The sequence below is a fragment of the Pseudoduganella sp. GW821-FHT05F09 genome (assembly GCF_059419605.1).
In genome coordinates, this window is record NZ_JBWKSD010000003.1 from 73,071 (window position 1) to 98,063 (window position 24,993).

At 67.2% G+C, this 24,993-nt stretch carries 26 protein-coding genes; 7 read left to right on the plus strand and 19 right to left on the minus strand.

What is annotated here, in order from left to right; genetic code table 11:
- Positions 1–5: 5 nt before the first annotated feature.
- The 10 genes from AC07S4_RS10095 to AC07S4_RS10140 form a co-directional block, all read right to left on the minus strand.
- On the minus strand, positions 6–1,688 hold the full coding sequence (locus AC07S4_RS10095; RefSeq protein ID WP_494986519.1) for a thiamine pyrophosphate-binding protein: 1,683 nt from the start codon (positions 1,686–1,688) through the stop codon (positions 6–8).
- Complete coding sequence (locus AC07S4_RS10100; protein ID WP_494986520.1) at positions 1,681–2,484, minus strand: SDR family oxidoreductase; 804 nt, start codon at positions 2,482–2,484, stop codon at positions 1,681–1,683. Before AC07S4_RS10100 ends, AC07S4_RS10095 begins: the two co-directional genes overlap by 8 nt.
- Before the next feature lie 36 nt (positions 2,485–2,520).
- The gene (locus AC07S4_RS10105) at positions 2,521–3,357 is read right to left on the minus strand and encodes an IclR family transcriptional regulator (protein WP_494986521.1); all 837 of its coding nucleotides are present in this window, start codon (positions 3,355–3,357) and stop codon (positions 2,521–2,523) included.
- A gap of 25 nt (positions 3,358–3,382) precedes the next feature.
- Positions 3,383–4,294 carry an alpha/beta fold hydrolase gene (locus tag AC07S4_RS10110; RefSeq protein WP_494986522.1) on the minus strand — a complete coding sequence of 304 codons (912 nt, stop codon included), beginning with the start codon at positions 4,292–4,294 and terminating at the stop codon, positions 3,383–3,385.
- A 1-nt stretch (position 4,295) separates the two neighbouring features.
- Positions 4,296–4,835: a cupin domain-containing protein gene (locus AC07S4_RS10115; protein WP_494986523.1), complete on the minus strand. Its 540-nt coding sequence runs from the start codon at positions 4,833–4,835 to the stop codon at positions 4,296–4,298.
- A gap of 13 nt (positions 4,836–4,848) precedes the next feature.
- Entirely contained in the window at positions 4,849–5,610 is a 762-nt protein-coding gene (locus AC07S4_RS10120; RefSeq protein ID WP_494986524.1) for an SDR family oxidoreductase, read from the minus strand.
- 25 nt (positions 5,611–5,635) lie between these two features.
- Positions 5,636–6,472, minus strand: coding sequence for an ABC transporter permease (locus tag AC07S4_RS10125; protein ID WP_161071039.1), 837 nt, complete (start codon positions 6,470–6,472; stop codon positions 5,636–5,638).
- Entirely contained in the window at positions 6,473–7,450 is a 978-nt protein-coding gene (locus AC07S4_RS10130) for an ABC transporter substrate-binding protein (protein WP_494987128.1), read from the minus strand.
- Positions 7,451–7,480: 30 nt separating this feature from the next.
- Entirely contained in the window at positions 7,481–8,272 is a 792-nt protein-coding gene (locus tag AC07S4_RS10135) for an ABC transporter ATP-binding protein (RefSeq protein WP_494986525.1), read from the minus strand.
- Between the two features lie 258 nt (positions 8,273–8,530).
- Positions 8,531–8,821 carry a hypothetical protein gene (locus AC07S4_RS10140; protein WP_494986526.1) on the minus strand — a complete coding sequence of 97 codons (291 nt, stop codon included), beginning with the start codon at positions 8,819–8,821 and terminating at the stop codon, positions 8,531–8,533.
- A gap of 170 nt (positions 8,822–8,991) precedes the next feature.
- On the opposite strand from AC07S4_RS10140, the gene AC07S4_RS10145 reads away from it, so the two are divergent.
- The 3 genes from AC07S4_RS10145 to AC07S4_RS10155 all read left to right on the plus strand — a co-directional run bounded on the left by AC07S4_RS10145 (position 8,992) and on the right by AC07S4_RS10155 (position 13,672).
- Positions 8,992–10,104 (plus strand): NADH:flavin oxidoreductase/NADH oxidase, encoded by a 1,113-nt coding sequence (locus AC07S4_RS10145; RefSeq protein WP_494986527.1) that lies wholly within the window; start codon positions 8,992–8,994, stop codon positions 10,102–10,104.
- 135 nt (positions 10,105–10,239) lie between these two features.
- Positions 10,240–11,712 carry an APC family permease gene (locus AC07S4_RS10150; protein WP_494986528.1) on the plus strand — a complete coding sequence of 491 codons (1,473 nt, stop codon included), beginning with the start codon at positions 10,240–10,242 and terminating at the stop codon, positions 11,710–11,712.
- Between the two features lie 4 nt (positions 11,713–11,716).
- Entirely contained in the window at positions 11,717–13,672 is a 1,956-nt protein-coding gene (locus AC07S4_RS10155; protein ID WP_494986529.1) for a S9 family peptidase, read from the plus strand.
- Between the two features lie 47 nt (positions 13,673–13,719).
- Here AC07S4_RS10155 and AC07S4_RS10160 read toward each other — a convergent pair whose 3' ends face one another.
- Both AC07S4_RS10160 and AC07S4_RS10165 read right to left on the minus strand, forming a co-directional pair.
- Positions 13,720–13,845, minus strand: a complete 126-nt coding sequence (locus AC07S4_RS10160; RefSeq protein ID WP_494986530.1) for a hypothetical protein — start codon at positions 13,843–13,845, stop codon at positions 13,720–13,722.
- Complete coding sequence (locus AC07S4_RS10165; RefSeq protein ID WP_494986531.1) at positions 13,845–14,075, minus strand: hypothetical protein; 231 nt, start codon at positions 14,073–14,075, stop codon at positions 13,845–13,847. Before AC07S4_RS10165 ends, AC07S4_RS10160 begins: the two co-directional genes overlap by 1 nt.
- A 182-nt stretch (positions 14,076–14,257) precedes the next feature.
- Here AC07S4_RS10165 and AC07S4_RS10170 point away from each other — a divergent pair, with 182 nt between their 5' ends.
- Positions 14,258–16,168, plus strand: coding sequence for a sensor domain-containing diguanylate cyclase (locus tag AC07S4_RS10170; protein ID WP_494986532.1), 1,911 nt, complete (start codon positions 14,258–14,260; stop codon positions 16,166–16,168).
- On the opposite strand, the gene AC07S4_RS10175 is transcribed toward AC07S4_RS10170, so the two are convergent.
- A complete protein-coding gene (locus AC07S4_RS10175; protein ID WP_494986533.1) occupies positions 16,165–16,488 on the minus strand; it encodes a YkgJ family cysteine cluster protein in 324 nt (107 codons plus the stop codon). The genes AC07S4_RS10170 and AC07S4_RS10175 overlap by 4 nt on opposite strands.
- 84 nt (positions 16,489–16,572) lie before the next feature.
- On the opposite strand from AC07S4_RS10175, the gene lhpI reads away from it, so the two are divergent.
- Positions 16,573–17,514 (plus strand): bifunctional Delta(1)-pyrroline-2-carboxylate/Delta(1)-piperideine-2-carboxylate reductase, encoded by a 942-nt coding sequence (gene lhpI, locus AC07S4_RS10180; RefSeq protein ID WP_494986534.1) that lies wholly within the window; start codon positions 16,573–16,575, stop codon positions 17,512–17,514.
- Here the strand turns inward: lhpI and AC07S4_RS10185 are convergent.
- From AC07S4_RS10185 to AC07S4_RS10210, 6 genes are all read right to left on the minus strand, one after another.
- The gene (locus tag AC07S4_RS10185; RefSeq protein WP_494987129.1) at positions 17,488–17,781 is read right to left on the minus strand and encodes an addiction module antidote protein; all 294 of its coding nucleotides are present in this window, start codon (positions 17,779–17,781) and stop codon (positions 17,488–17,490) included. The two genes, lhpI and AC07S4_RS10185, sit on opposite strands and share 27 nt — an antisense overlap.
- Before the next feature lie 69 nt (positions 17,782–17,850).
- A complete protein-coding gene (locus tag AC07S4_RS10190) occupies positions 17,851–18,357 on the minus strand; it encodes a hypothetical protein (protein ID WP_494986535.1) in 507 nt (168 codons plus the stop codon).
- 72 nt (positions 18,358–18,429) lie between these two features.
- Entirely contained in the window at positions 18,430–20,616 is a 2,187-nt protein-coding gene (locus AC07S4_RS10195) for an FUSC family protein (protein ID WP_494986536.1), read from the minus strand.
- A gap of 7 nt (positions 20,617–20,623) precedes the next feature.
- Positions 20,624–22,312: a M14 family zinc carboxypeptidase gene (locus tag AC07S4_RS10200; RefSeq protein ID WP_494986537.1), complete on the minus strand. Its 1,689-nt coding sequence runs from the start codon at positions 22,310–22,312 to the stop codon at positions 20,624–20,626.
- Between the two features lie 103 nt (positions 22,313–22,415).
- A complete protein-coding gene (locus AC07S4_RS10205; RefSeq protein ID WP_494986538.1) occupies positions 22,416–22,979 on the minus strand; it encodes an NADPH-dependent FMN reductase in 564 nt (187 codons plus the stop codon).
- A 38-nt stretch (positions 22,980–23,017) separates the two neighbouring features.
- A complete protein-coding gene (locus AC07S4_RS10210; protein WP_494986539.1) occupies positions 23,018–23,926 on the minus strand; it encodes a LysR family transcriptional regulator in 909 nt (302 codons plus the stop codon).
- An 89-nt stretch (positions 23,927–24,015) separates the two neighbouring features.
- Here AC07S4_RS10210 and AC07S4_RS10215 point away from each other — a divergent pair, with 89 nt between their 5' ends.
- A complete protein-coding gene (locus AC07S4_RS10215) occupies positions 24,016–24,630 on the plus strand; it encodes a glutathione S-transferase family protein (RefSeq protein ID WP_494986540.1) in 615 nt (204 codons plus the stop codon).
- 1 nt (position 24,631) lies between these two features.
- Positions 24,632–24,949 carry a DMT family transporter gene (locus AC07S4_RS10220; RefSeq protein WP_494986541.1) on the plus strand — a complete coding sequence of 106 codons (318 nt, stop codon included), beginning with the start codon at positions 24,632–24,634 and terminating at the stop codon, positions 24,947–24,949.
- Positions 24,950–24,993: the final 44 nt, after the last annotated feature.

The following is a 24,993-nucleotide window of genomic DNA, read 5'->3' on the forward strand; positions in this document are numbered from 1 at the left end:
GTTCCTTAAGCGGTGGCTTCGGCAGGCGTTTCGGTTTTCACCGGAGGACCGGCGAAGGCGGTCTTGAAGCTGCCGATCGACAGCATGTCGATCTCCAGCAGGAAGGGGCCTGGTTCGGCCAGCGCGGTGCGCAGCGCCGCCCCTGCATCGGCCAGGTTGCTCACGCGGGCGTGGCGCAGCTGCAGCGAGTGCGACAGCTCGGCGTAGTCCGGCGTGTGCAGGTCCACGTAATGGCGGCGGCCGCCGTACTGCACGTCCTGGATATTCTTGATCACGCCGTAGCCCTTGTCGTTCATCAGCACGATGACCATGTCCGCCTTTTCCTGCACGGCAGTCGCCAGCTCGCCCAGGTTCAGGATGAAGCCGCCGTCGCCGGCCAGCGTGAAGGTCTTCTTGCCCGAGTTGGTGACGGTCGCGCCGATGGCTGCGCCTATGCCCATGGCCAGGCCCTGGCCGATGCCGCCGCCCAGCGCGTGCACGCCTGCCAGCGGATCGAAGATGCGCAGGTAGCGGTTGCCCCAGGTGGAGTTGGACACCGTCACGTCGCGCACCCAGTTGAAGCGGCGGCCGGCGGCTTGCTGCAGCTGGTCCACCAGCGCGCTGTAAGGGCCAAGGCCGTCAACCAGGCCCGCCACGGCGGTGTCGCGGGCTTTTTGCAGGTCGCCGATGAAGCCCGGGTCCACCTGCATTTTGCCTTCCAGGCGGTCGGCCAGCGCTTCCAGCGCCAGCTCGGCGTCGCCGCAGACGAAGTAGTCGCTCTTGTAGCAGCGGCCTTCGGCGGCGGGATCGGCGTCGATGCGGTACAGCGCGCGCGGCAGCTTCAGTTCGTACTTCAGCGTTTCATTGCCGCGCAGGCGCGAGCCCACCACCAGCATGGCGTCGCAGGTCTGGTAGAAGTTCTCGACCGGCTTGTGCAGGTTGAAGGCGCCCAGAGAACGCGGGTCGTCTTCCGCCACCACGCCACGGCCCTGGGTGGTGGTGACCACGCCGAAGCCCATGTCCAGCAGGCGCTGCACTTGTTTCGATGCGCCGCGGCTGCCGCCGCCCAGCCACAGCATGGGGCGCTTGGCTTTTTTCAGCTGCGCGGCCAGTTCGTCCAGCGCGTGCACGGACGGTTCGTTGCGCTGGATGGGCAGCGGCTGGAAGTCCGACGGCATGTCGATCAGCGCGGCCTGGATGTCGATAGGGATCTCCACGCTGACGGGACCCATGGGTGGCGTCAGCGCGATCTGGACCGCCTGCTTGACGGTGCTCAGCGCGGTGTCCGTGCTGCGGATGCGGAAGGCGGCCTTGGACACGGCCTTCAGCATGGTCAGCTGGTCCGGCGCCTCGTGGATATAGGACAGGCTCTGGTCCAGGTAAGGCGTTTCAATCTGGCCGGTCAGGTGCAGCAGCGGCGTGCCTGCGGTGAGCGCTTCCACCATGGCGCCGGCGGCGTTGCCCGCCGCCGTGCCGGTCGAGGTCAGGCATACGCCCAGGCCGCCGGTGCTGCGTGCATACGAGTCGGCCATGTTGGCGCCGCCCGCTTCGCCGCGCGCCGGGATGAAGCGGATCTGTCCGCGTTCGCCGAAGGCGTCCAGGATGGGCATGTTGTGGATGGAGATCACGCCGAAGGCAGCTTTGACGCCGCACTGTTCGAGGAAAGCGGCGATGGCGCCGCCGACGGTGATTTGTTTGGTATTAGACATGGCGTGAAAGTCCTCCAGAGACGTCGATATGGCTGCCGGTAGTGTAGGAAGAGAGCGGAGAGGCCAGGAATATGATGGCGCGCGCTGCTTCTTCGGGGAGGCCGAGACGGCCGATTTGAATTTGTTTTTTCTGTGCCAGGCGGCGCGTCCACGCGGCCCAGTCCAGGTGCTGGTCTTCCTCGGGACGGGCGTCGAAGCGTCGCTTCCACTGGCCCGATTCCACCAGGCCGATCAGGATGCCGTTCACGCGCACGCCGTCCGGCGCGAATTCCGTGGCCAGCGAACGCACCAGGTTGTGCACACCGGCGCGCGCGGCGGAGGTGGCCACCATGTGCGGCTCCGGCTGCACCGCCAGCAGCGAGTTCACGCAGACCACCGCCGCTTCGGCCGAGGTTTTCAGCTGCGGCAGGAAGGCGCGGGTGGGGTGGATGATGGAGAAGAATTTCAGGCGCAGTTCTTCCATCCACGCTTCGTCCGCCGTGTCGGCGAAGGTCGATACGCGGCCCTGGCCGGCGTTGTTGACCAGGATGGACGCGGCGCCCAGTTCCTGCTCCACGCGGGCGGCGAAGGCGGCCACCTGTTCCGGCGCCAGCACGTCGCAGCTTTGTGCCAGCAGGCGCGCGGCGGGGAAGCGCTCGCGCAGCTTCGTCGCGGCGGTGTCGAGGCGGGCGGCGTCGCGGCCGCACAGGGCCACGGCGGCGCCGGCTTCGAGCAGCAGTTCCACGGTGGCGTAGCCGATGCCGGACGAACCGCCCGTCACCACCGCCACCCGGCCTGCAAGATTGGTCATGCTCATTGTGTGCTCCGTAAAATCAGCGCTGCGTGAGTTAGATCAACGCTGCCAGAGGTTGACGATTTGCGCGGTTTCGGTCGGCGCGTGGTCCAGCAGGCGCGAAAGCTCGCCTGCGCTGCCGCGCACCTGGGCCACGATGCGCTCCAGCTGTTCAGCGCCGATGTGCTGGTCGGGGATGGTGGCGCCCAGCGCGGCGACCACCTTGCCGCTGTGGTCGCGCACCGGCGCGGCCATGGTGGAAATGCCGCGCTCGAAGAAGCCTTGCTCCCATACGTAGCCGCGCTCGCGGTCCTGCTGCAGCAGGTTGAACAGGTCCAGCACGGTGTGCGGGGTGCTGTCCGAATACACCTTCAGGTGCTCTTCCGGATACAGCTCGCGCAGCTGCGGCAGGGTCAGGTCCTGCAGCAGCACGCGGCCCAGCACGGTGGCGTGGGCCGGCAGGCGGGTGCCGACGTTGACGGTGCTGACGAAAGGCGCCGGGGTGCTGGACTTGGCCACGTAGACGATGTTGCGCGCGTCGCGCACCACCAGCGTGGTGGAGTAGCCGATTTCGTCGCGCAGGCGCTCCAGCAGCGGGCGGCCGATTTCGGTCAGCTCCAGCGAGGCCAGGTATTCAAAGCCCATGCGCAGCACGGCCATGCCGAGGCGGTAGTCGCGGCCGCCCTCGGCGCGTTCGACAAAGCCCATGCGCTCCAGTGTGGTCAGCAGGCGGAACACGGTGGAACGCGGCACGTCCAGGCGCTTGGCCAGTTCCGGCGCGGACAGGGTCTTCTCGTTGCGGCTGAATTCGCACAGCAGGCGCAGGCCGCGTTCCAGGCCGGGCACCGTGTATTTGTCGGCGCTGTCGTCTTCCGCTTGTTCAGGCTTGGTGTTCATTTTTTGTCCCGTTATGTTGTAGTGGTCAGTTCAGGATGGCGGCCATGGCAGCGGATGGCTGCTCCACGTAGCAGGCGTGGCCGGCCTGGTCTATCAGTGCGAAGGGCAGGCCGTGGCGTTCGGCCACCAGGCGGCAGTCGTCCGGCGTGGTGACGTTGTCGGCGCTGCCGCAGTAGACCGAAGCCACTGCGCAGACGGCGCCGGACAGCGCGTAGTTCTCGATGGCGTCGCCGCACAGCAGATGCACCGCCTGCGTGTAGCCGGGCAGGTTCAGCTGCGCCATATTCCAGCGCACCCAGTCGCGCTGCGCGGTGCTGGCGTTGCCGGACAGGAGGCGGGCGGAGCGCTGCGTGGCCATGCCGTGCACGCCCAGTTCGCCCACGGTGGACAGGCGTTCGCGCGCCACTTGCGCACCGTGCTCCAGCCGCGCCGCCTGGCCGTAGCCGCGCGCAGGGCTGAGCAGCACCAGCTTGTCCAGCGTGGCGGGATGGGCCGCCGCGTAGGCGGACGCCATCATGGCGCCCAGCGAATGCCCCACCAGCGTGATGCGGCCGCTGTCGTGCGCGCCCAGCACGCCCAGGGCCTGCAGCATCTGGCGCAGGCGGGCCGCGTAGGCGTCCGCGCCGGGGCGGGCGGAAGGCAGCGGCGTGGAAGCGCCGTAGCCGGGCGCGTTCCAGGCGATGATGCGCGCGCCCGGCGCGGCGGCGGCCAGCTCCAGCGCGCAAGGCAGCCAGGAGGCGGCGCCCGAGCCTATGCCGTGCAGCAGCACGACCGCTGGCGCAGGCGGCACGCCCGGCGCCGGGGCGATCTCGCGGTAGCTCGCCACGCCGCCTTCGACGGCCACGGTGCGCTCCGCGAAATGGCGCTCCAGCAGGGACAGGGCGTGCTGCAAGCCGTCCGCTTCCGGGGCCTTGGCGCTGATGCCGGCGAAGTTCATCTCAGCCTCGCTTGATGCTGGCCAGCGGGTGCTCTGGCGGATAGGTTGGCGTGACGGGCTTTTGCGCGCCCAGCATCACGCACATCAGCGCGTCTTCCTCGCCGATGTTGATCTCTTCGCGGTACACGCCGGGCGGAATCGACACCACGTCGCGGTCGGTCAGGATGGTCTCGAAACGCTCGCCGTCCTTTTCCAGCACCAGCTTCAGCTTGCCGCGCAGGACGAAGAACACTTCTTCCACGTCCACGTGCAGGTGCGGCGGGCCTTCGTGGCCGGCCGGGATGATCATGGTGGAGAAGGTGAAGTGCTCGGACGGGATCACGCTGCTGTCGTTGGCCACGCCGGTGCCGCCGGTGCCGATGTAGCGCATCTGCGCGCGGCGGTATTTCGGGTCGTAGTCGGCCTGGAATTTCAGCGCGTTCCAGTCGTACTTGCGGGTGGAGAAGCGCGCCACGCGCGTGTTCATCCATTCCTCGAAGGAGGCGCCTTGCGGCTGGTCCCAGCTGCGCTGGATCTGCTTTTGTTCGGATGCGTCGCTCATAATTACTCCTGATTTAGTTCATAACGAAGCCGCCATTGACGGCAAGGACTTGTCCGGTGACGAAGCGGGACAGGCCGGACAGCGCAAACAGCACCGCGCCCGTCACGTCTTCCGGCAGCTGCAGGCGCTGCAGGGCGCGGCCGTCCTGGTAGGTCTGGTAGCGCTGGGCCGGCACGTATTCGGTGGCTTCGACTTTGGTCAGCCCCGGCGCCACCGCGTTGACGGTGATGTTGTGGGCGCCTTCCTCGCGCGCCAGCGACCGGGTCATGCCGATGATGGCGCCCTTGCTGGCCACGTAGGCCATCAGGTTGGGCGCGCCCCACAGCGGCGTGTCCGAGGCCAGGTTGACGATGGCGCCGCTGCCGGAGGCGCGCAGCGCGGGCAGGCAGGCGTTGCTCATCAGCCAGGTGCCGCGCACGTTCACGTCCATCACCTTGTCCCACATGGCGATGTCGATCTGCTCGGACGACTTGCCGCCGGAGTTGGTGATGGCGGCGTTGTTGACCAGGCCATCGAGCCCGCCCAGTTGGGCCACGGCCGCGGCGGCGCAGGCTTCGATCGAGGCCGGGTCCGCCATGTCGAGCGGCAGGCCGTGCACCTGCAGGCCGCGTTCGCGCAGCGCCGCCACCGAGGCGGCCAGCGTGTCGTGCAGGATGTCGGCCAGGGCCACGCTGGCGCCGGCTTCGGCGATGGCGGTGGCGAAGGCCAGGCCCAGGCCGCGCGCCGCGCCGGTGACGAGCACCTTGCGGCCGGCCAGGAGTTGGGTAGTAGTCATCTGTCGCTCCTTGTTGCTTGCTGGTTCATTTGGTGCTGGTGGCGGCTTTGGGCAGGTAGTGCAGCACGCGCCGCTCCGCCCACACCACCGCGCCGTAGGTGACGATGCCGGTCAGCGTCAGCGCGCAGATGGCGACGAACACGGCGGCCGTGTTGCCCTGGCCTTCGCCGTCCACCAGCAGGAAGCCCAGGCCCTGGTTGCCGCCCACCAGTTCGCCCACCGTCACGCCGATGACGGCCAGCGTGGAGGCGATGCGCAGGCCGGAGAACAGGGCCGGCATGGCGGAGCGGAACTCCACCAGGCAGAAGATCTGCCAGCGCGAGGCGTTCAGCGTGCGCACCAGGTTCACCATGTCCGGGTCCACCGTGCGGATGGCCGACAGCACGTTGATCATCACCGGGAAGAACACGATCAGCACCGCGACGATGATCTTGGGGTAGATGGTGTAGCCCAGCCACATGACGAACAGCGGCGCGAAGGCGACCTTGGGCGCGATCTGCAGCGCCAGGATGTAGGGCGACAGCATGGCTTCGGCGCGCGGCGACAGGCCCAGCGCCACGCCGACCGCGAGGCCGAGCAGGGAGCCGAGCGCGAAGCCGATCACCACTTCCATGGCGGTGATGCCGAAGTGGCCCAGCAGGTCGCTGTTCTTCCACATGAAGAGCGACTCCTGCAGCACGCGCGAGAAGCGCGGCAGGATGAATTCAGGCATGCCCAGTGCGCCCGGGCCCCATTCCCAGGCCGCCAGGAAGATGGCCAGCACCAGCAGGCTGCCCAGCACGGTGCGCGTTTTTTCGCTCAGCAGCGGGGCGGCTTTGGCGGGCGTGCTCATGGCTGGCGTGATAGAGGTTGCGGTGTCCATTTAGCGCGCCGTCCCGATGAACTGGTTGGTGAACAGGTCGTTGACGGGGGCCGCCTTGGAGACGATGCCTTCGCTGACGTAGAACTTCTGCACCGACTCCATGCGCGCCGCGTCGATCTGGCCCAGCGGCTTCTGGTTGGCGTACACGTATTTGCGGTACATATTGAAGATCTGCTCGATGCTGGCTTCCTTGCCCTTGTAGGAAGGGACGGCTTCCACGTAGGCGGCGGTGGCGGCCTTCGGATCCTTCATGATGTCTTCCATGCCGCGCAGCGTGGCGCGCACCAGGCGCTTGAGCAGCTCCGGCTTGTTCTTGATGGTGTCGTCGGAAGCCAGGATGGCCTGGGCCATGGATTTGAAGCCATTGGTTTCGATGATGTCCACCTTGGCGCCGGCGTCGGTGGCGCTGACGATCCAGTCCGGCACGCCGGCCAGCGCCTGCGCTTTGCCGGCCGCGAACACCTGCCACACGCCCGACGGGCCGGCGGCCTGGATGGCGGCGTCGCTCTTGCCCAGGTCCACGTGCTTCATATTGCCCAGCAGCGCGTAGTAGGTGGTGTCGGTGTAGGACATGACGGTGATGGTCTTGCCTTTCAGGTCGGCCAGCGACTTGATGCCGCCGCCCTGGTGCACGCCCACCATGGTCAGCGAGCCCGCGCCCAGCACCGCGATGGCTTTCACCGGCACGCCGTTGGCGCGCACGATGATGGGCGTGTCGCCGATGGCGCCGCCGATCACCGCGTTGCCCGCGCCGATCTGCTTGGCCACGTCCACGCCGCCCTTGGCCGCGACGAAGGTCACCTTCAGGTTTTCTTCCGCGTAGTAGCCCTTTTGCTGCGCGATCATCCACGGCGCGAAGGCCGGCGTGTTCGGCGGCGCCGGCAGCAGGTAGGTGACTTCTTCAGGCGCCGCCATGGCTGGTGCGGCGGCGAAGGCCATGGCTACGGCGCAGGCGGCCGAGGCGAGGATTTTATGCATGCTCATATACGCTCCTGATTTCGTGAAAAGTTAGTGCAGTTCGGCTTCCTGGTCCTTGCCCACTTTCAGCAGCTCCATCAGGCGTCCCGCCAGGGGGCCGATTTCGGGCAGCTTGCGGCGCGCCAGCGGATCGTTGCGGTGCGGCAGATCGACGATGATTTCCTCGATCACGGTGCCGGGGCGTTCGCTCATCACCAGCAGGCGGTCCGACAGGGCAATCGCTTCAATCAGGTCGTGGGTGATGAACAGCGCGGTGCGCTGTTTCTCGTACAGCATCTGCGCCAGGTCCTGCTGGAGGATCATCTTGGTCTGCGCATCCAGCGCGGAGAAGGGCTCGTCGAGCAGCAGCACGTGCGGGTCCACCGCCAGGGTGCGGGCCAGCGCGGCGCGCTGGCGCATGCCGCCGGACAGCTGGTAGGGGTAGTGGCTTTCAAAGCCTTTCAGGTGGCACTTGGCCAGCAGCGCGTTGGCCACCTGGTCGCGCTCCTTGGCGGACACGCCGTCGATCTCCAGGCCCAGCGCCACGTTGGCGCGGATGGTGCGCCAGGGCATCAGCAAATCCTTCTGCAGCATGAAGGCCACCTTCTTCACCGGCTTGGTCACCAGCTCGCCGCTCACGTAGACCTCGCCCGAGGTGGGCAGGTACAGGCCGGCGCCCATGTTCAGCAGCGTGCTTTTGCCGCAGCCGGACGGGCCGATGATGGAGACGACTTCCCCGCTGCGGATAGAAATGTTGACGTTGGTAACCGCAGAACGCGGCTGTGAGGTTTGCCGGTCGATGAAACTCTTGCCGACGTTGCGGAATTCGATTTCGATCATCATTTCTCTCACAATTCATGTGTTCCACATATAAAACAGCGCTTCGTATGTGGGTTGTAATGTGATTGAAATATAGCAGACATTTTTCACAAATCCAGCGTTTTGTCTCAAATAAAAATCATCGTTTCATAGGTAAAACAATGAGTAAAAGTTGGGCAGGCGCGGCTGGACGCAAAAAAGGGGACGCTTCCCTATGGAAGGTCCCCTTTTCAGGCTGCGCCGCCGCGCGGACGCACGGCGGCGGCTTGTTGTTTTTGTGACTTAGGTTGTGGAAGTCACGTGCGCGGCGCGGCGCGCGCGCGGCTGCATGGAGCGGTCGGGCGCCGGGGCAGCAGCGGGTGCTGCAACCGGAGCCGCAATCGGAGTCGCCTGCGGGGCGGAGGAAACCTGTGGCAGATCATCGCCGCCGTCGGCCGCGCGGTGCTGGCCCGGCAGCCAGCCGGCAATGGCGGCGCTGCCGGCCATGCACAGCGCGATGACGGAGATCGCCGCAACGATGCCCAGCGCCGAGTAGCTGCTGCTGACGGTTGGAATTTTTTTGATGATCGCCATGATGATCTCCCTTTGTTTTTTGCTGAGACTCAAGATTAGCTATCCCCCACGCCCCAAGCTATACATGGCCCTGTATCAAAAGTAAGCAACTGTAACCGGGGCCTTGAAGTGGCGTTACACTGGCTGTTTTTGCTCCCTTTTTCTCCCTTTTTCTCCCATTGGAGGCCGCCATGAGCCAGTTGTTCACCCCCTACGCACTCGGCCCGCTGAAGCTGGCCAACCGCATCGCCATCGCCCCCATGTGCCAGTACTCGGCCGACGACGGCCTGGCCACGGACTGGCACATGATCCACCTGGGCCAGCTGGCCCTGTCCGGCGCGGGCCTGCTGATGACGGAGGCCACCGCCGTCTCGCCCGAGGGCCGCATCTCGGCCTGGGACCTGGGCCTGTGGTCGGACGCGCACCAGGCCGCGCTGGCGCCGGTGGTGCAGGCCATCCGCAAATATTCATCCATGCCGCTGGCGGTGCAGCTGGGGCACGCGGGGCGCAAGGCGTCCAGCCAGCGGCCGTGGGAGGGCGGCGCCAGCGTGCCGCCGTCGCAGGGCGGCTGGCAGACCGTGGCGCCGTCCGCCGTGCCGCATGCGGCCGGCGAGCACCCGCCGCTGGCGCTGGACGCGGCCGGCCTGCGGAAAGTGAAGGACGACTTCGTGGCCGCCGCGCGCCGCGTGCATGCGCTGGGCATCGAAGGCATCGAGCTGCACGGCGCGCACGGCTACCTGCTGCACCAGTTCCTGTCGCCGCTGTCCAACCAGCGCACGGACGAATACGGCGGCTCGCTGGAGAACCGCATGCGCTTCCCGCTGGAGGTGCTGCGCGCGGTGCGGGCGGCGGTGCCGGAGTCGGTCTGCGTGGGCATGCGCATTTCGGCCTCGGACTGGGTGCAGGGCGGCTGGGACATCGAGCAAAGCGTGGCCTTTGCGCGCGAGCTGCAGCAGGCCGGCGCGCACTTCATCCACGTGTCGAGCGGCGGCGTGTCGCCGCTGCAGCAGATTCCGCTGGGGCCGGGCTACCAGATCCATTTCGCGCGCCGCATCAAGCACGCCACCGGCCTGCCCACCATAGGCGTGGGCCTGGTGACGGAACCCGAGCACGCCGAATCCATCGTGGCGCAGGAGGATGCGGACGTGGTGGCCCTGGCGCGCGCCATGCTGTACGACCCGCGCTGGCCGTGGCACGCGGCGGCCAGGCTGGGCGCGCAGGTGCAGGCGCCGCCGCAGTACTGGCGCTCGCAGCCGCGCGAGCTGAAGGATTTGTTCGGCTCCACCCGCCTCGGCCAGCGCTGACGGCGGCGCGGGCCGAAAGCGTCCCAGCCCAACAACATTGTTGCCATTCTTGTACAAAATTCATCGTGGCGGGCGCCGCGTAAAGCCCTATAATCGCTTGTTTTTTACCGTACCCATCATCACCAAGGAATGCCTGTGAATCAAACGCTGGTCCAGAAACTGACCCGTACCAAACCGGTAGGTCTGCATGCCGAACAGGGCGACTCGCTACCCGGAGGCCTGAGCCGGTCCATGGGCTTGTTCTCGCTGACCATGATAGGTGTGGGCGCCACTATTGGCACCGGCATTTTCTTCACCATGGTGGAGGCGGTGCCCAAGGCCGGTCCTTCGGTGGTGCTGTCGTTTCTGCTGGCGGCGCTGACCGCAGGCCTGACGGCGCTGTGCTACGCCGAACTGTCCTTCCGCATTCCCGCTTCCGGTTCCGCCTACTCCTTCGCCTATAGCACGGTGGGCGAGTTCCTGGCCTTCATCGTGGCCTTCTGCCTGCTGCTGGAATACGGCCTCGCGGCCAGCGCCACGGCGATAGGATGGTCGGACTACCTGAACAACTTCCTTGTCAACGCCATCGGCTGGCAGATCCCCGAGACCCTGCGCACGCCGATGATACTGGCCACGCCCACAGGCTGGGCATGGAACGCCGGCCACTTCAACCTGCCGCCCATGGTGCTGGTGGCCATGTGCTGCGTGCTGCTGGTGCGCGGCACCAAGGAGTCGGCCACCACCAACGCCATCATGGTGATGGTCAAGCTGGCCATCCTGATCTTCTTCGTGGCCATCGCCTTCAGCGGCTTCGACGCCAAGAACTTCACGCCCTTCATCAAGGCCACGCCGGGCGAGTGGCTGCCGGGCGCCACCGGCATCGCCGCCGCCGCCGGCACGGTGTTCTTCTCCTTTATCGGCCTCGACACCATCGCCACCGCCGGCGAGGAAGTGCGCAACCCCAAGCGCAACGTCCCCATCGGCATCCTGGCCGCGCTGGTGATCGTCACCGTGTTCTATCTGCTGGTGGCCATGGCCGCCATGGGCGCGCAGCCCGCGCACAAATTCGAAGGCCAGGCGGCCGGCCTGGCGGTGATCCTGCAGGACGTGACGGGCAAGGCCTGGCCCGCGCTGGTGCTGTCGGCCGGCGCCGTGATCTCGGTGTTCTCGGTCACGCTGGTGACCATCTACGGCCAGACCCGCATCCTGTACGCCATCTCCAAGGACGGCCTGGTGCCGAAGACCTTCCAGACCGTGAACGCGACTACCCATTCCCCGGTCAGCAACACGCTGATCGTGAGCGCGGTGGTGGGCGTGGTGGCCGGCCTGGTGGACTCCACCTTCCTGTGGGACATGGTCTCCATGGGCACGCTGACCGCCTTCATCATCGTCTCGGTGGCCGTGCCTGTGCTGCGCCGCAAAGACCGCGCGGCCGGCATCCCGACCAAGGGCGGCTTCCGCGTGCCTTTCGGCGCCTACCTGGTGCCTGCGCTGAGCATCGCCGCCTGCGCCTACCTGATGATCAACCTGTCGCACGCCACCAAGGTGATTTTCACCGTCTGGATGGTGGTGGCGGTGGTGACTTACTTCGGTTACAGCATCCACAACTCGCGTCTCAAAAAAGGATAAGCCCATGCAGGTCCAAGCGAAGGTAAAAGTCGCTGCGCAAGCAGTTTTCCTGGCCACGGCTGCGCTGTCCGCCGCACTTGCCCAGGCCGAGGGGCCGGCCCTGCGCGACTACCGCGCCCTGGCCTTGTCCGGCGCCGGCGACCGCGTGGTGGCGCTGGAAGCTAATGACCCGGGCGGCCTGCCCAAGCGTCCGCATTCCACCGTGGTGGTGCGCGACGCGGCCAGCGGCAAGGTGCTGAACGAGTACGACCCTTGCGCCACCTGCTCCTACGACCGCCCGAGCTGGGCGCCGGACGGCCGCAGCCTGGCCTTCATCGCATCCGACAGCAAGGCCGGCACCGCCATGCTGTTCGTGGCGCAGCAGGGCAAAGCCAAACAGCTGCTGACCATCAAGGGCGTGGCCAACACCGCGCGCTGGTCGCCGGACGGCCAGCGCCTGGCGCTGCTGGCCACGCTGAACGCGCGCAAGCAGGTGGGTGCGGTGGAAGCGGGCGCGCCGCAAGTGGGCGAGATCGGCGAAGTGGACGATGCGCAGCGCATCGGCACCGTGCCCGCCGCCGGCGGCGCATTGAAGCTGCTGTCGCCGGCCGACAGCTACATCTACGAATACGACTGGACGCCGGACGGGCAGGGTTTTGTGGCCACCGGCGCCAAGGGCAACGGCGACAACAACTGGTGGGTGGCCAAGCTGCTGCATATCGACGCGGCCGGGAACGAGCGCGTGATCGCCGCGCCGAACACGCAGCTCAACCTGCCGCACGTGTCGGAGGACGGCAAGACCGTGGCCTATATCGGCGGCCTGATGAGCGACTTCGGCTCCATCGGCGGCGACGTGTACACCGTGCCGCTGGCGGGCGGCGAGCCGGTCAACATCACGCCCGGCTACGCGGGCAGCTTCAACGGCCTGGCGTGGCGCGGCAAGCGCCTGCTGGCCACCGCGCTGATCGGCGCGGACCACGCGGCGCTGGAACTGAGCACCAGCGGCGGCAAGCACGCGGTGCTGTGGTCGGCCCCGGCCAGCACCTCGGGCGCGGACGGACGCATGTCCTTCAGCGCGGACGGTACGATGGCGGCGGCGGCGGTGGAAGACTTCCGCACCGCGCCGCACATCGTTGCCGGCCGGCTGCCGCAGCTGAAAGCCGTCACGCAGGACAACGCGGCCTTCACGCCGCAGGTGTCGGTGCAGAGCATAGGTTGGAGCAGCGACGCCTTCCGCGTGCAGGGCTGGCTGCTGGGACCGGAGAAGACCGAGCCGGGCAAGAAGTATCCCATGGTGGTGCAGGTGCACGGCGGACCTGCCGCCGCCGCGTCGCCGCGCTATGTGGCCGGCGGCGAGCAGGCCAATCCGCTGATCCGCGAGCTGACCGCCAAGGGTTACTACGTCTTCCTGCCGAATCCGCGCGGCAGCTACGGCCAGGGCCAGGAATTCACGCGCGCCAACCGGCGCGACTTCGGCGGCGGCGACCTGCGCGACATCCTGGCCGGCGTGGACGCGGTGGTCAAGGCCGCGCCGGTGGACGGCGAGCGGCTAGGCATGGTGGGCCATTCCTACGGCGGCTTCATGACCATGTGGACCGTCACGCACAGCCAGCGCTTCAAGGCGGCCGTGGCCGGCGCCGGCATCGCCAACTGGATCAGCTACTACGGCCAGAACGGCATCGACCAGTGGATGGTGCCGTTCTTCGGCGCCACCGCCTATGACGATCCGGCCATCTACCGCGCCGCCTCGCCGATCGAATCGATCAAGGCGGCCAAGACGCCGACCATGATGTATGTGGGCGAGCGCGACGTGGAGACGCCGGCGGTGCAGTCGCAGGAATTCTGGCACGGCCTGCGCGCCATGGGCGTGCCGACCTCGCTGACGATATACGAAGGCGAGGGCCACGCGATCCGCAAGCCGGACAACCAGCGGGACATCCGCCGCCGCACCATAGGCTGGTTCGACCGCTACCTGAAATGACAAAAACCGGCCTCGGCCGGTTTTTTCTTGGTGAAGCCTGGTGCGGCTTAGTGCGCCTTGGCCAGCGTTTCCAGCTCTTCCAGCGAGCGGTCCAGCGCAGGCTGCAGGCAGATGCGGGCGGCCACGACGGCGGCGCCGACGACGGTGGTGAACAGTGCGATCAGTTCCATCATCAACCCCGCGAAGCCATGAAGTGCAGCTCGTTCATCAGGTTGGGCATATTCGCCTGCGGGCGGCTAGCCAGCTCGAACAGGGTCGGCTGCGGCGTGCTGCGCTGCACCGGGGCGGCGGCAGGCTTCTGCGCCAGCAGGGCGGCGACCAGGCCGCGTGCTGCGCGGCCAACGTTGGTGAAATAGCTATTTTGCGGGAAGCTGTCGAAAGTCAGATTGCTGGCGGTGCTCATAATGTGCTCCAATGTGTGCGATGTTGCAGTGCAGTATAAGTGCCGCACGCCCATAAATAAACTTTTCATTTGTGATGTGGCCTATAAATAATCGCTATATCTCTCCGCAAGAGAGAGGCGCAGGGGTGTGGCTCTGCTGTATTATTGATAGCTCAAAAGCAATTAAAAACAGGGGATAGGGAATGTCTTTGCGTATCAAATTGATGCTGGCGCTGCTGCTGACCGGACTGGCAGCGGTGGCGGTAGTGGGTGGCTTGACTTATGCCAGCGTCAACAAGAAATTCGACACCATACGGAGCAAGCAGGCCGCCGAACACTTCCACAAGTACATGACGGCCTACCTGACCGAGTACGGCGACTGGAAAACCGCGATTTCCACCGAGTCGTTCGACCGCTTCCTGCAGCGCACCGAGCGCCACGGCGATGCAGCGCCGGACGGCGAACGCCCGAGCGACCTGCTGGAGCGTATGCCGCCTGGCATCGACCTGCAATCGCGCGGGAAGCCCGCGCCCGACGCCGGCTTCCCGCCGCCCGGCCCGCGCGCAGATGCGCTGCCAGCCGAAAACGGCGCCCGCCCGCCGCGCCCCGACGACCGCCGCGCTCCTCCCGACGGCCGCCGCCCTGAATCCGATGAACGCCGTGGCCCGCCCGATGGCCGCCGCCCCGAATTCGACGAACGCCGTGGCCCGCCCGATGGCCGCCGCCCCGAATCCGATGAGCGCAGTGGCCCGCCAGACGGCCGCCGCTCCGAATACGATGACCGGCGTGCGCCGCCCGACGGCCGCCGCCCCGACTCCGACGAGCGCCGTGGCCAGCCCGCGCCCCGCCGTCCCGAGTCCGACGACCGCCGCGCTGCGCCGGACACCCGCGCGCAGCCGGCTGCCGAGCGTTCATCGCAGGCGGACGACCTGGCCGCGCCCCGCATCTGGCGCGCCGCCGCCCGCCAGTCGCCGCCCGCCCACGGCCCGCAGCAGCCCGATGCCGCGCGCGACGGCCAGCCGGACGCCCAGCGCGACGGCCCGCGCGGCGAAGGCGGCGACCGCCCTGACGGCCCGCGCCCGCGCGGTCCCGACGGCGATCCCGAACGCGGCCGTGGCGGCCCCGACCGCCAGCGCGACGCCCACCCTTACCGCTTCGTGCTGACCGACGCCGACTACAAAGTGCTGCTGGGCGCCGGCCAATACGGCCGCGACACCATCCTGCCCGAAGGCGCCCGCGCCCAAGCCCGCCCGATCGAAGTGAACGGCAAAGTGGCCGCTTACGTCTCCACCGAAGGCGTGGTCACGCCCACCCGCCAGGAACTCGAATTCCTGGACGCGATGCGCTCCTCGCTGGCGGCGGGCGCCGCCGGCGCCGCCGTGCTGGCGCTGGGCCTCGGCCTGGCGCTGAGCCGGGGCCTGAGCAGCCGCCTGAGCCACCTCACCAACGCGGTGCGCGCCATGCACGGCGGCTCCCTGCGCCAGCAAGTGCCGGTGCAGGGCAAGGACGAAGTGGCCACGCTGGCCAGCGCCTTCAACGAAATGAGCGAACAGCTGGCGCGCAGCCACGAAGAACTGCAAGCGTCGCACCAGACCATACTGGAGCAGGCCGACCAGCTGCGGGAACTGAGCATCCGCGACGCGCTGACCAACCTGTACAACCGCCGCCACTTCGACGAGCAGGCCAACAGCCTGTACAACCAGGCCGTGCGCCACAAGCGGCCGCTAAGCCTGGTGATCGGCGACATCGACTTCTTCAAGAAGATCAACGACAACTACTCGCACGCCACCGGCGACGCGGTGCTGCGCCAGGTGGGCGCCATCCTGCGCCAGCACGTGCGGCTGAGCGACCTGGTGGCGCGCTACGGCGGCGAGGAGTTTGTGCTGGCGCTGCCGGAAACCGACCTGCCGCAAGCGGCCGCGCTGTGCGACAAGCTGCGCCAGATCATCGAGCAGCACCCGTGGCACGAAGTGGAGCCCGGCCTGAAAGTCACCATGAGCATGGGCGTGTTCGCCGACTACGCGGTGGGCACCGCCGAAGCCATGCTGCAAAAGGCGGACGCGCTGCTGTACCAGGCCAAGGAATCCGGCCGCAACCGCGTCTGCCACGCCTAGGCCGGTTCGGCCTCGATCTCGGCCAGGCCGTAATGGGCGCGCGCCGCGTTGCAGGCCGGCGTGCCCGCCTCGAACTCGCGGCAGGTGCTGGAGCGCAGGGGATAAATGGAACAGCCGACCTGTTGGCCGACTTCGCCTTCCAGCGCCGAGCAGCGCGAAGGCCGGTGCTCGGTGCCGCGCATCGCCACCAGGTGCGGCGAGATCGGGATCACCATGCGCTGCGGCACGGTGCCGCCCGGATGGGCATCCGTTTCACCCCAATAGAACGACACGCGGAATTTGGCGCAGCATGCGCCACAGCTCTGACAGAATGAGGACATCTTCCATAGCAAGGTAACAATACTGGCTGTTATGATAATAAGGACGCCGCACGCGATCAAGCGTGCGCCGCACCTGGAGACGCCATGCAGCAGTCCCTTCCTCCGCAGCCGCAGCCCGCGCTCGGCGCCGCAGACACCGCCGCGCTGATTCCATTCCCCGCACTGGTGGACGCGCTGCGCCTGGCCGTGGCTCAGGCCGCGCAGGGCATCATAGCCTGTCCGGCGCGGCAAGTGGTGCCGCTGGCCGGCGGCGGCGTGATCCTGTCCATGGTCGCCACCGCGCCCGACATCGCCGTCCACAAGCTGATCACCGTCGTGCCGGGCAACAGCGCGCGCGGCCTGCCCACCATTGCGGGCCAGGTCAGCGTGCTGGACGCCGCCACCGGCGCCATCGTCCTCACGCTGGACGGCGCCACCGTCACCGGGCGCCGCACGGCCGCGCTGTCCATGCTCGGCATCGCCACGCTGCTGGGCCGCGCGCCGCGCCACGTGCTGCTGGTCGGCACCGGCACGCAGGCGCTGAACCACGCGCAGGCGCTGTCCGTCGTCTACCCGCACGCCGCCATCAGCATAGGCGGCCGCACCGGCGCCTCCGCCGGGCGCTTCATCGCCGAGCACCTGCATGCGGCGCACCGGCCGGCGGCGGCCGACGTTGCCGAGCTGGCGGACGACATCGATGTGGTCATCACCGGCACCACCAGCAAGCAGCCGGTCTACCTGCACCCGGCGCGCGCCGGCCGGCTGATCATCGCCGTCGGCGCCTTCAAGCCCGACGTCGCCGAAATCGCCCCCGCCACCGTGCTGGCCAGCCGCGTCTACGTCGACGACCCCGAAGGCGCCCGCCACGAAGCCGGCGACCTGCTGCAAGCCGGCGCCGACTGGTCCCAGGTGCAAGGCATCGCCCAGGCGCTGGACGCATCCCCGATGGCCGACAAGGAAGCGGTGATCTTCAAGACAGTCGGCTGCGCCGCCTGGGACCTCGCCGCCGCCCGCGTCGCGCTAAGCACGGCCGGGGCCAAACGATAAACCGAGTGCCTTGACAACCTTCATGATGGTCGTGAATTCCGGGTTGCCTTCAGCGGATAGAGCCTTGTAGAGGCTCTCGCGGGCCAGCCCCGTGTCCCTGGCAAGCTGGGTCATGCTGCGCGCGCGGGCGATAGTGCCCAGCGCCAGGCGTATCAGGCTGCCATCGCCGGGATCTTCCTCGACGCAGATGGCGAAGTAAGCCGCAATATCCTCGTCGGTCTGCAGATCCTCCGCCGGCTCCCAGCGGGAAAATTTCTCAGCCATCATCCGCTCTTTAGAGTTTGAATATGAATAACCGTATTCCATGGGATACGGTTATTCAAGGTCAGCAGGGACTCAAGGTTGGACTTTGTGGTCCTCGGCCTGGGCCTGCTCCATGGCGGCGGGTTCGAGTTCTTCGGCTGAGCGGTTCAGGTGGATGAAGATGCCCCAGGAGGCCAGCAGCACGCCGACGCTGGCGATCAGCGCGGCGACGTAGAGCAGGTCGCCGGCGTCGTCGTGGACGGCGCGGAACGTGGCGACCAGGCCTTCGATGGCCAGCGCCACCACCACCACCACGAAGAAGCGCGACAGGAAGCGCCGCACGCGGGTCGGCGCGCTGATGTCGGCGTCGCGCACCACTTCTTCTTCGATGATGGTTTCGGCGATTTGCAGCGCCACCACGGCGGCGGCCAGGATGCCGATCGCTTCGATCACTTCCTGCGCCGCCGTGAGCCCGAAGTCGCCGCCCGCCGCGTGCCAGCCCATGCGGGCTGCAATCGCAACCAGGAACAGCGCCCCGGCGCCGAACAGCAGCGCGATCATGGCGTGCAGGCCGCTGCAGACTAGCATCAGCTGTTTCATGGGATGGCTTCCGTTCAGTTTGGGCTTAGCTGATTGTAGGCCCGTCTTCCCGCGCGCTATGTGCGCTACACATCACATGGCGCTGATGGAGACGTTGCGGACGATCGCCTCGCTGTGAACGATGATCTTGTCCGCATCCGCCTGCAGCAGCCGGATGCGCCGCTGCACCACCGGCCAGCCGGACCAGGCGACGGCGGTCTGCGCGCCGGTTTCCGCTGCCGGCTGCGGCGCGGGTTGTGTGGGTTGCGCCGGCAGCGGCGACATCGGCTGACCGTGCTGCGCCAGCGCGCGCGACAGGGTATGGAACACTTGCGCGTGGCTGTGCGCCAGCATGGCGTTGACCGCGTCCGCCGGAATGTCCTTCACGTGCCGCCGCAGGATGGCGCGCAGGGCCGCCACATGCGCCACCAGCAGGTAGTTCTGCACGATGAACAGGTTGATGTCCTCGGCCGCGCGCTGCTTGCTGGCCGGTTCGTCCAGCATGCGCACCAGCGCCGCGCTCAGGCCCGCCAGGCTGTCCATCAGCCGCTTGCGCTCGATGCGGTAAGGGAAGTCGTTGCGGCTTTTCCCTTGCAGCAGGTCGAACGAGGCCTGCATGTAGCGCAGGTTCACGTCCAGCACCTGCCGTATCAGGCGCGGCAAGGTCTGGTACTCCCAGTTGGCCAGCACGAAGCTGAACACGGTGGCCACCGCCGCGCCGATGAAGGTGTCCACCAGGCGCTCGGTGATCAGGCTGGTGTTACCCGGCGCGATCAGGTGCATCTGCAGCAGTATCATGATGGACACCGCAATCGCCGCATAGCGGTAGCGCACATAGATGAAGGTGGGCGTGGCCACCGTGGCCAGGATCAGGATGCCGATGATGACGGCCTGCGCCTCCACAAACTTCAGTATCAGCGCCGTGATGACGCAGCCGATGATGGTGCCGACGATGCGGTCGCTGCGCCGCTGCTTGGTCATGCTGAAGCTGGGCTTGAGGATGATGACGATGGTGAGCACGATCCAGTAGCTGTGCGCCGCATACGGCAGCACATGGCCCACCGCCAGCCCGGCGGCGATCGCCATCGCCACCCGCAGCGAAAAGCGGAAGATGGGCGAGTCCATGCGGAAGTGCGACAGCATCAGCTGCAGTTCGTACTTCTGCTGCGACAGGAAGGGCTGCATGTCGGCGTCCACCCAGAACGGCGTGCCTTCGTACTCCTTCTGGCTGGCCACGTGCAGCTCGCCTATCATGCGGATGATGGCGCGGATCTTGTTGCGCTGCGCGCGCAGCACGGCCAGCGCTTCTCCGGCGGGCTTGCCCGCGTTGGCGTCCGCCTGCAGCTGGGCGATGGCCGCTTCCAGCGCCTCCATCTCCGGCGCGTAGCTGATGGCGGCGTGCGACGGCAGCTTGCGCGTGACCGCATAGCCCACCGATTCAATATCGCGCGCGGCCTTGTAGGCCAGGTCGTGCAGGGTTGCCAGCACCGGCGCGTCGGCCAGGTGGGTGCGCAGCAGGGCGTAGTCGGTGTGCGTGGACAGGATCTGCTCGTACAGGTCCAGCATGCAGACGTGGATCTGCACCACGATGGCGTCCTTGCGGTTCTGGTGGCTGCGCAGTATCAGGTCGCGCGAGGCTTGCTGGCGGTCCGCCAGCAAGGCCTGGTGCCGCACCAGTTTGTTGAACTGTTCGGTGAGGTTGTAGCGCGTGTCGTAGAAGTCGGCCTTGATGTCGATATAGGCCGCCAGCTCGAACAGCGCCTCGGCCAGCACCTGCTGCTTGATGCGGTGGCGCAGCAGCCAGGCCAGCGCCATGGCGTAGCCCAGATAGGCCACGCTGCCGAGCAGGAACAGGCCGGCGTGGCGGAAGGACTCGCGCGCCGTCATCTGGTGTTCCATGGACATGGTCATGATGAACAGCGTGGCGAGCTGCAGGGGCATGGACTTCTTCCCGTACACCACCATCATGCTGGCGAAGAAGCTCACCAGCACCAGCATGGTCATCAGCAGCCACGGCACCGGGCCGCACAGGCTGATGAGCAGGGTCACGGCGGTACACAGCAGCACCGACGCCAGCATCTCGTTGAACTTGTGCTTCAACGGACTGGGCATGTCCATCAGCGCCGTGCACAGCGCGCCTATGCACACCGTCATGGCGACGGCCATGCCGGCGAACTGCTGCGCGATGATGGTGACGCCGACCAGGCCTGCCGCGAAGCGCAGGCCCAGGTGGAAGTAATGGCTGTAGAAGAAGGTCCGCAGGTTGAGTGCGTAGTGCATCGATCTCTTACAGGATCGACAGCACAGGGTAGCGGCGCCATTCCGGTTCGGCGTGCCGTTTACCGTGATGGAAGATGAAGTGCAGCACCGCGTCCTGGTCGGACAGCAGCGCCGGGTTGGCCTGCTTCCACGCTTCGAACTTGGCTTTCAGCTCGGGTTCGGTCTCCAGCATTTCCAGCGCCAGGTCTTCGAATACGTAGTCCGAGAAGGCTTCCTTCTTTTCCAGCACGCTGTTGAAGAAGCCCCAGCGGAAGAAGCTGTCGTGGCCTTGCGGCTCCAGCGTCTCGACCGCGTAGCGGGCGTTGTCCTGGTCCAGGGAGACGATGTAGTCGCCCACGCTGAGCTGGAAGCTGCCGCTGCGCGCTTCCACTTCCACGCCGTCGTGGAACATATGGCCTTCGTAGGCGGTGGGGCGCGATTGCACGGAGGCGATGTGGTAGTACTGCGCTGCCACCGTTTCGGCTTTTTCAACGCGCGTCATCTGCACGCCGTTCCACTGCAGGCGCTCGATGGCTTCGCGCCACTGCTGCGGCACCACGTAGGCTTTCGGCGCGCGCACGGTGACGCTGGCGGGGAAGCTGTTGTAGTAGGCGATGTCCTTTTCCCACGGCTGGCTGCGGTCGTAGGACAAACGGGTGTAGTTGCCGATCACGCTAGGATGGCGCTTGGCGGCGTAGCCCTTGAAGCGGAAGGTGGCAGGCTTGTCCTCGTCCATCTGCCACATCACCGGCCAGGCGGCCTGCTTGCGGCCTGCGGCCTTGGCTTCGGCGCGCAGGCGCTTGATCTCGGCGCCGTGCTGCACGGTGAAGGCCAGCGTGGTTTCCACCAGCGCGCGCATGGAGTCGTAGCGGTCCGCGAAGGGCTTGAGCATATGCGTCTCGGGCATGAAGCCGATCACGTGGTGCAGCGCCGCGAAGCCGGTGGAGAAGCGCGGCACTTCCAGGAATTCGGCGATGCCGTCGTCCGGCGTGTCCTGCACCGGATTCACGTAGGGACAGGTCGGCCAGCCGCGCTGCTCCATCTCCGCGTAGATGGCGGGCAGCATGGTGTTGCGCAGGAAGGGGCCGAGGCCGTAACCCAGCTTGTCGGCCTGGGTGTGGATCAGCGTCATGGTGTACGGATAGTCGGCGCCGTTGGAGGTGTGGGTGTCCACCATCACGTCCGGCTGCCACGATGCGATCAGCTGGTTGAACAGCCTGGCGTTCAGGGTGTCGCACTTGACGAAGTCGCGGTTCAGGTCCAGGTGGCGGCTGTTGCCGCGGAAGCCGAACTGCTCGGGGCCGTCCTGGTTCACGCGCGAGGTGTTGGCGCGGTTCAGGCAGCCGTCCACGTTGTACACGGGGATGAACAGGAACACGGTTTCGCCCAGCGCGGCCAGCCTGGCCGGCTCGTAGCAGAAGTCGCGCACCAGGGCCATGCAGGCGTCCACGCCTTCCGGCTCGCCGGGGTGGATGCCGTTGTTGTTGAAGAAGACGGTGCGGCCGGCGGCCTTGATCTCGTCGCGGCCGAACACGCCGTCGGCGCTCACCACGCCGCGGTGCACCGGAATGCCGCCGTCCGACACGCCTATCTGTTCAAAGCGCAGCACCTGCGGGAAGCGGCGCGCCAGCTCCTCGTAGAAGGCGATGCAGTCGGTCCAAAGGGTGGTCTGGTTACGGTTGCCCTTTTCGTAGGGCGTGAGCATTTCTGGGTGCATGGCGTCTGGATCTCAGCGGTATGGTGGTGAAAGCGCGCCGGGTAGGCGCTGAATCAGAGCCGAATTGTAGCATTGGGGGAGGCGGCTCCCCCGCGCCGGCGGCTTACTGCGGGCCGTTCTTTTCCACCCAGGCGGCGTAGGCGGTGATGAATTTGCGCAGCACTTCGCGGGTCTGCTCGTTGTTCACCTTGCCGTCCTCGCCCAGCATCTTGGTGGCGCCGCCGATATAGGCTTCCGGCGCGGGCATGGTGGCCACGTTGAGCGCCACCAGCGACTGGCGGATGGCGTGGTTGGCGCCGAAGCCGCCCACGCCGCCCGGCGACACCGTCACCACGCCGCCGGCCTTGCCGCCCCAGATGCTCTTGCCCGCCGGGCGCGAGCCCACGTCGAGCGCGTTCTTGACGGCGGCCGGCATGGAGCGGTTGTATTCGGGCGAGACGATCAGCACGCCGTCCACCTTGGCCAGCGTGTCGCGGAAGGCGGTCCAGGCGGCGGGCGCCTGGCCTTCGTCGTCCAGGTCCTGGTTGTACAGCGCCAGGCCGCCGATGTCGACGAACTCGAATGCCAGCGAGGCGGGCGCCAGGGCGATCAGCTCGTGGGCGAACTTGCGGTTGATGGAATCCTTGCGCAGGCTGCCGATCAGGACGGCGATTTTTTTGGCGGACATGTGGTTCTCCTGTTGTTGGTGTATGAGCAAGCCTAACTTTAGCGCAAGTCGCCGCCCAGCGCTGCGCCCAGGTCTTCGTAGAGGAACCGGGTCAGCGCTTTGATGCGCGCGGTGTCTTTCAGGTCGCGGTGGGTCAGCAGCCACAGGCCGGTGTCGAAGCGCGGGTCCGGCCCGGCCACGCGCTGCAGGCGGCGCTCGGCGTCGGCCAGGTGGCACAGCAGCGGCGCCATGCCCATGCCGTCGCGCGCCGCGTCCACCATGGCCAGCAGGCTGTCCACGCGCATGCGGATGCGCTCGGGCGGCACCGCCTGCGCCAGCCAGCGGGACTGCTCTAGGTGGGCCAGCGTGTCATCCAGGCCGATCCAGTCGTGGGCGGCCCAGTGGTCCGGGCCTGTGCCGCCGACGCCACGCTTCGCGGCAGCCTTCAGGTAGCCGTGCGAGGCGTAAATGGCGCTGGACAGTGCGCCGAGGCGGCGGCCCACCAGGGTGTCCGGCGGCGTGTTGGACGGGCGCAGCGCCACGTCGGCCTCGCGCCGGTTCAGGTTCAGGAAGGCGTTGTTCAGCACCAGTTGCAGGCGCACGCCGGGATGGCGCTGGCGGAAGCGCGCCAGGCTGGGCATGAGCAGGCTGCGCGCCAGCGTGTCGGTGGTGGTGATGCGGATTTCGCCTTCCAGCTGCTGGTCATGGCCGGCGACGGCGCTGCGGGCCGAGGCGATCTGCTCCTCCACGCCGGCCAGGCGTGCCTGCAGCGTCTCGCCGGCCGGCGTGATCGCATAGCCGGACTGGAAGCGCTCGAACAAGCGCACGGCCAGGTCGCGCTCCAGGCTGTCCAGGCGGCGCAGCACGGTCGAGTGGTTCACGCCCAGCTCGCGCGCTGCGGCGGACACGCTGCCGCCCCGGCACATGGCGATAAAGCAGCGCAGGTCGTCCCAATCCATGTTGTGCATTTTTGCAGAACCATTTGGCAGTTTTTGCTAATTTTAATGCGTTTTTGCAGAACCTATACTGGCTCCGTCACTACACAAGGAGCCGCACCATGATCACGCTGTACACCGCCGATACCCCGAATGGCCAGAAAATCACCATCGCCCTGCAAGAGCTGGAACTGGCGCATGAACTGCGCCTGCTGGACCTGAACGCCGGCCAGCAGCACCAGCCGGAATTCGCCGCCATGAGCCCCAACCACAAGATCCCGTTGCTGGTCGATGACGGCCAGTCCATCTTCGAATCCGGCGCCATCCTGATACACCTGGCCGACAAGGCCGGGCGCCTGCTGCCCAAGGACGGCGCGGCGCGCAGCGAGGTGCTGCAATGGCTGTTCATGCAAGTGGGCAGCGTGGGGCCGATGCTGGGCCAGCTTTGGTGGTTCCGCCACGGCGCTTGCACCGCACCGCCCAACGGGCAGGCGCTGGAGCGCTACGGCCGCGAAGTGCGCCGCCTGTACGGCGTGTACGAGCAGCGGCTGGCCTCGCGTGCCTGGCTGGCGGGCGGCAGCTACAGCATCGCCGACATCGCCACCTGGCCGTGGCTGGCCTCGCACCACGAACTGGGACTGGACATGGCCGAGTACCCGGCGGTGTCCGCATGGCTGGAGCGCATCGCGCAGCGTCCCGCCACGCGGCGCGGCATGGCGCAGGCCAAGGGGCAGTGACATGGCCTGGATGATACTGCTGGCCGCCGCGCTGGTGGACATCGCGATGGCGGTGGCCTTGAAGTACGCCGAAGGCTGGACCCGCTTCTGGCCCAGCGTGGCGGGCCTGGTGTTCGCCAACGGCGCCATCGCCCTGCTGGCGATATCGCTCAGGCAGCTCCCGGTAGGCACGGCCTTCGCCGTCTTCACCGGCCTGGGCGCGGCGGGCGCAGCGCTGATCGGCATCGCCGCCTTCGGCGAGAGCGCCAGCCCGTTGCGCCTGCTGCTGATCGCCGCCATCATCGCTTGCATCGCCGGCCTGAAGCTGGCCCCGGCCTGATGCGTGCGGACGAAAAAAAGCCACGCGGGCAGTCGGGCGCGCGT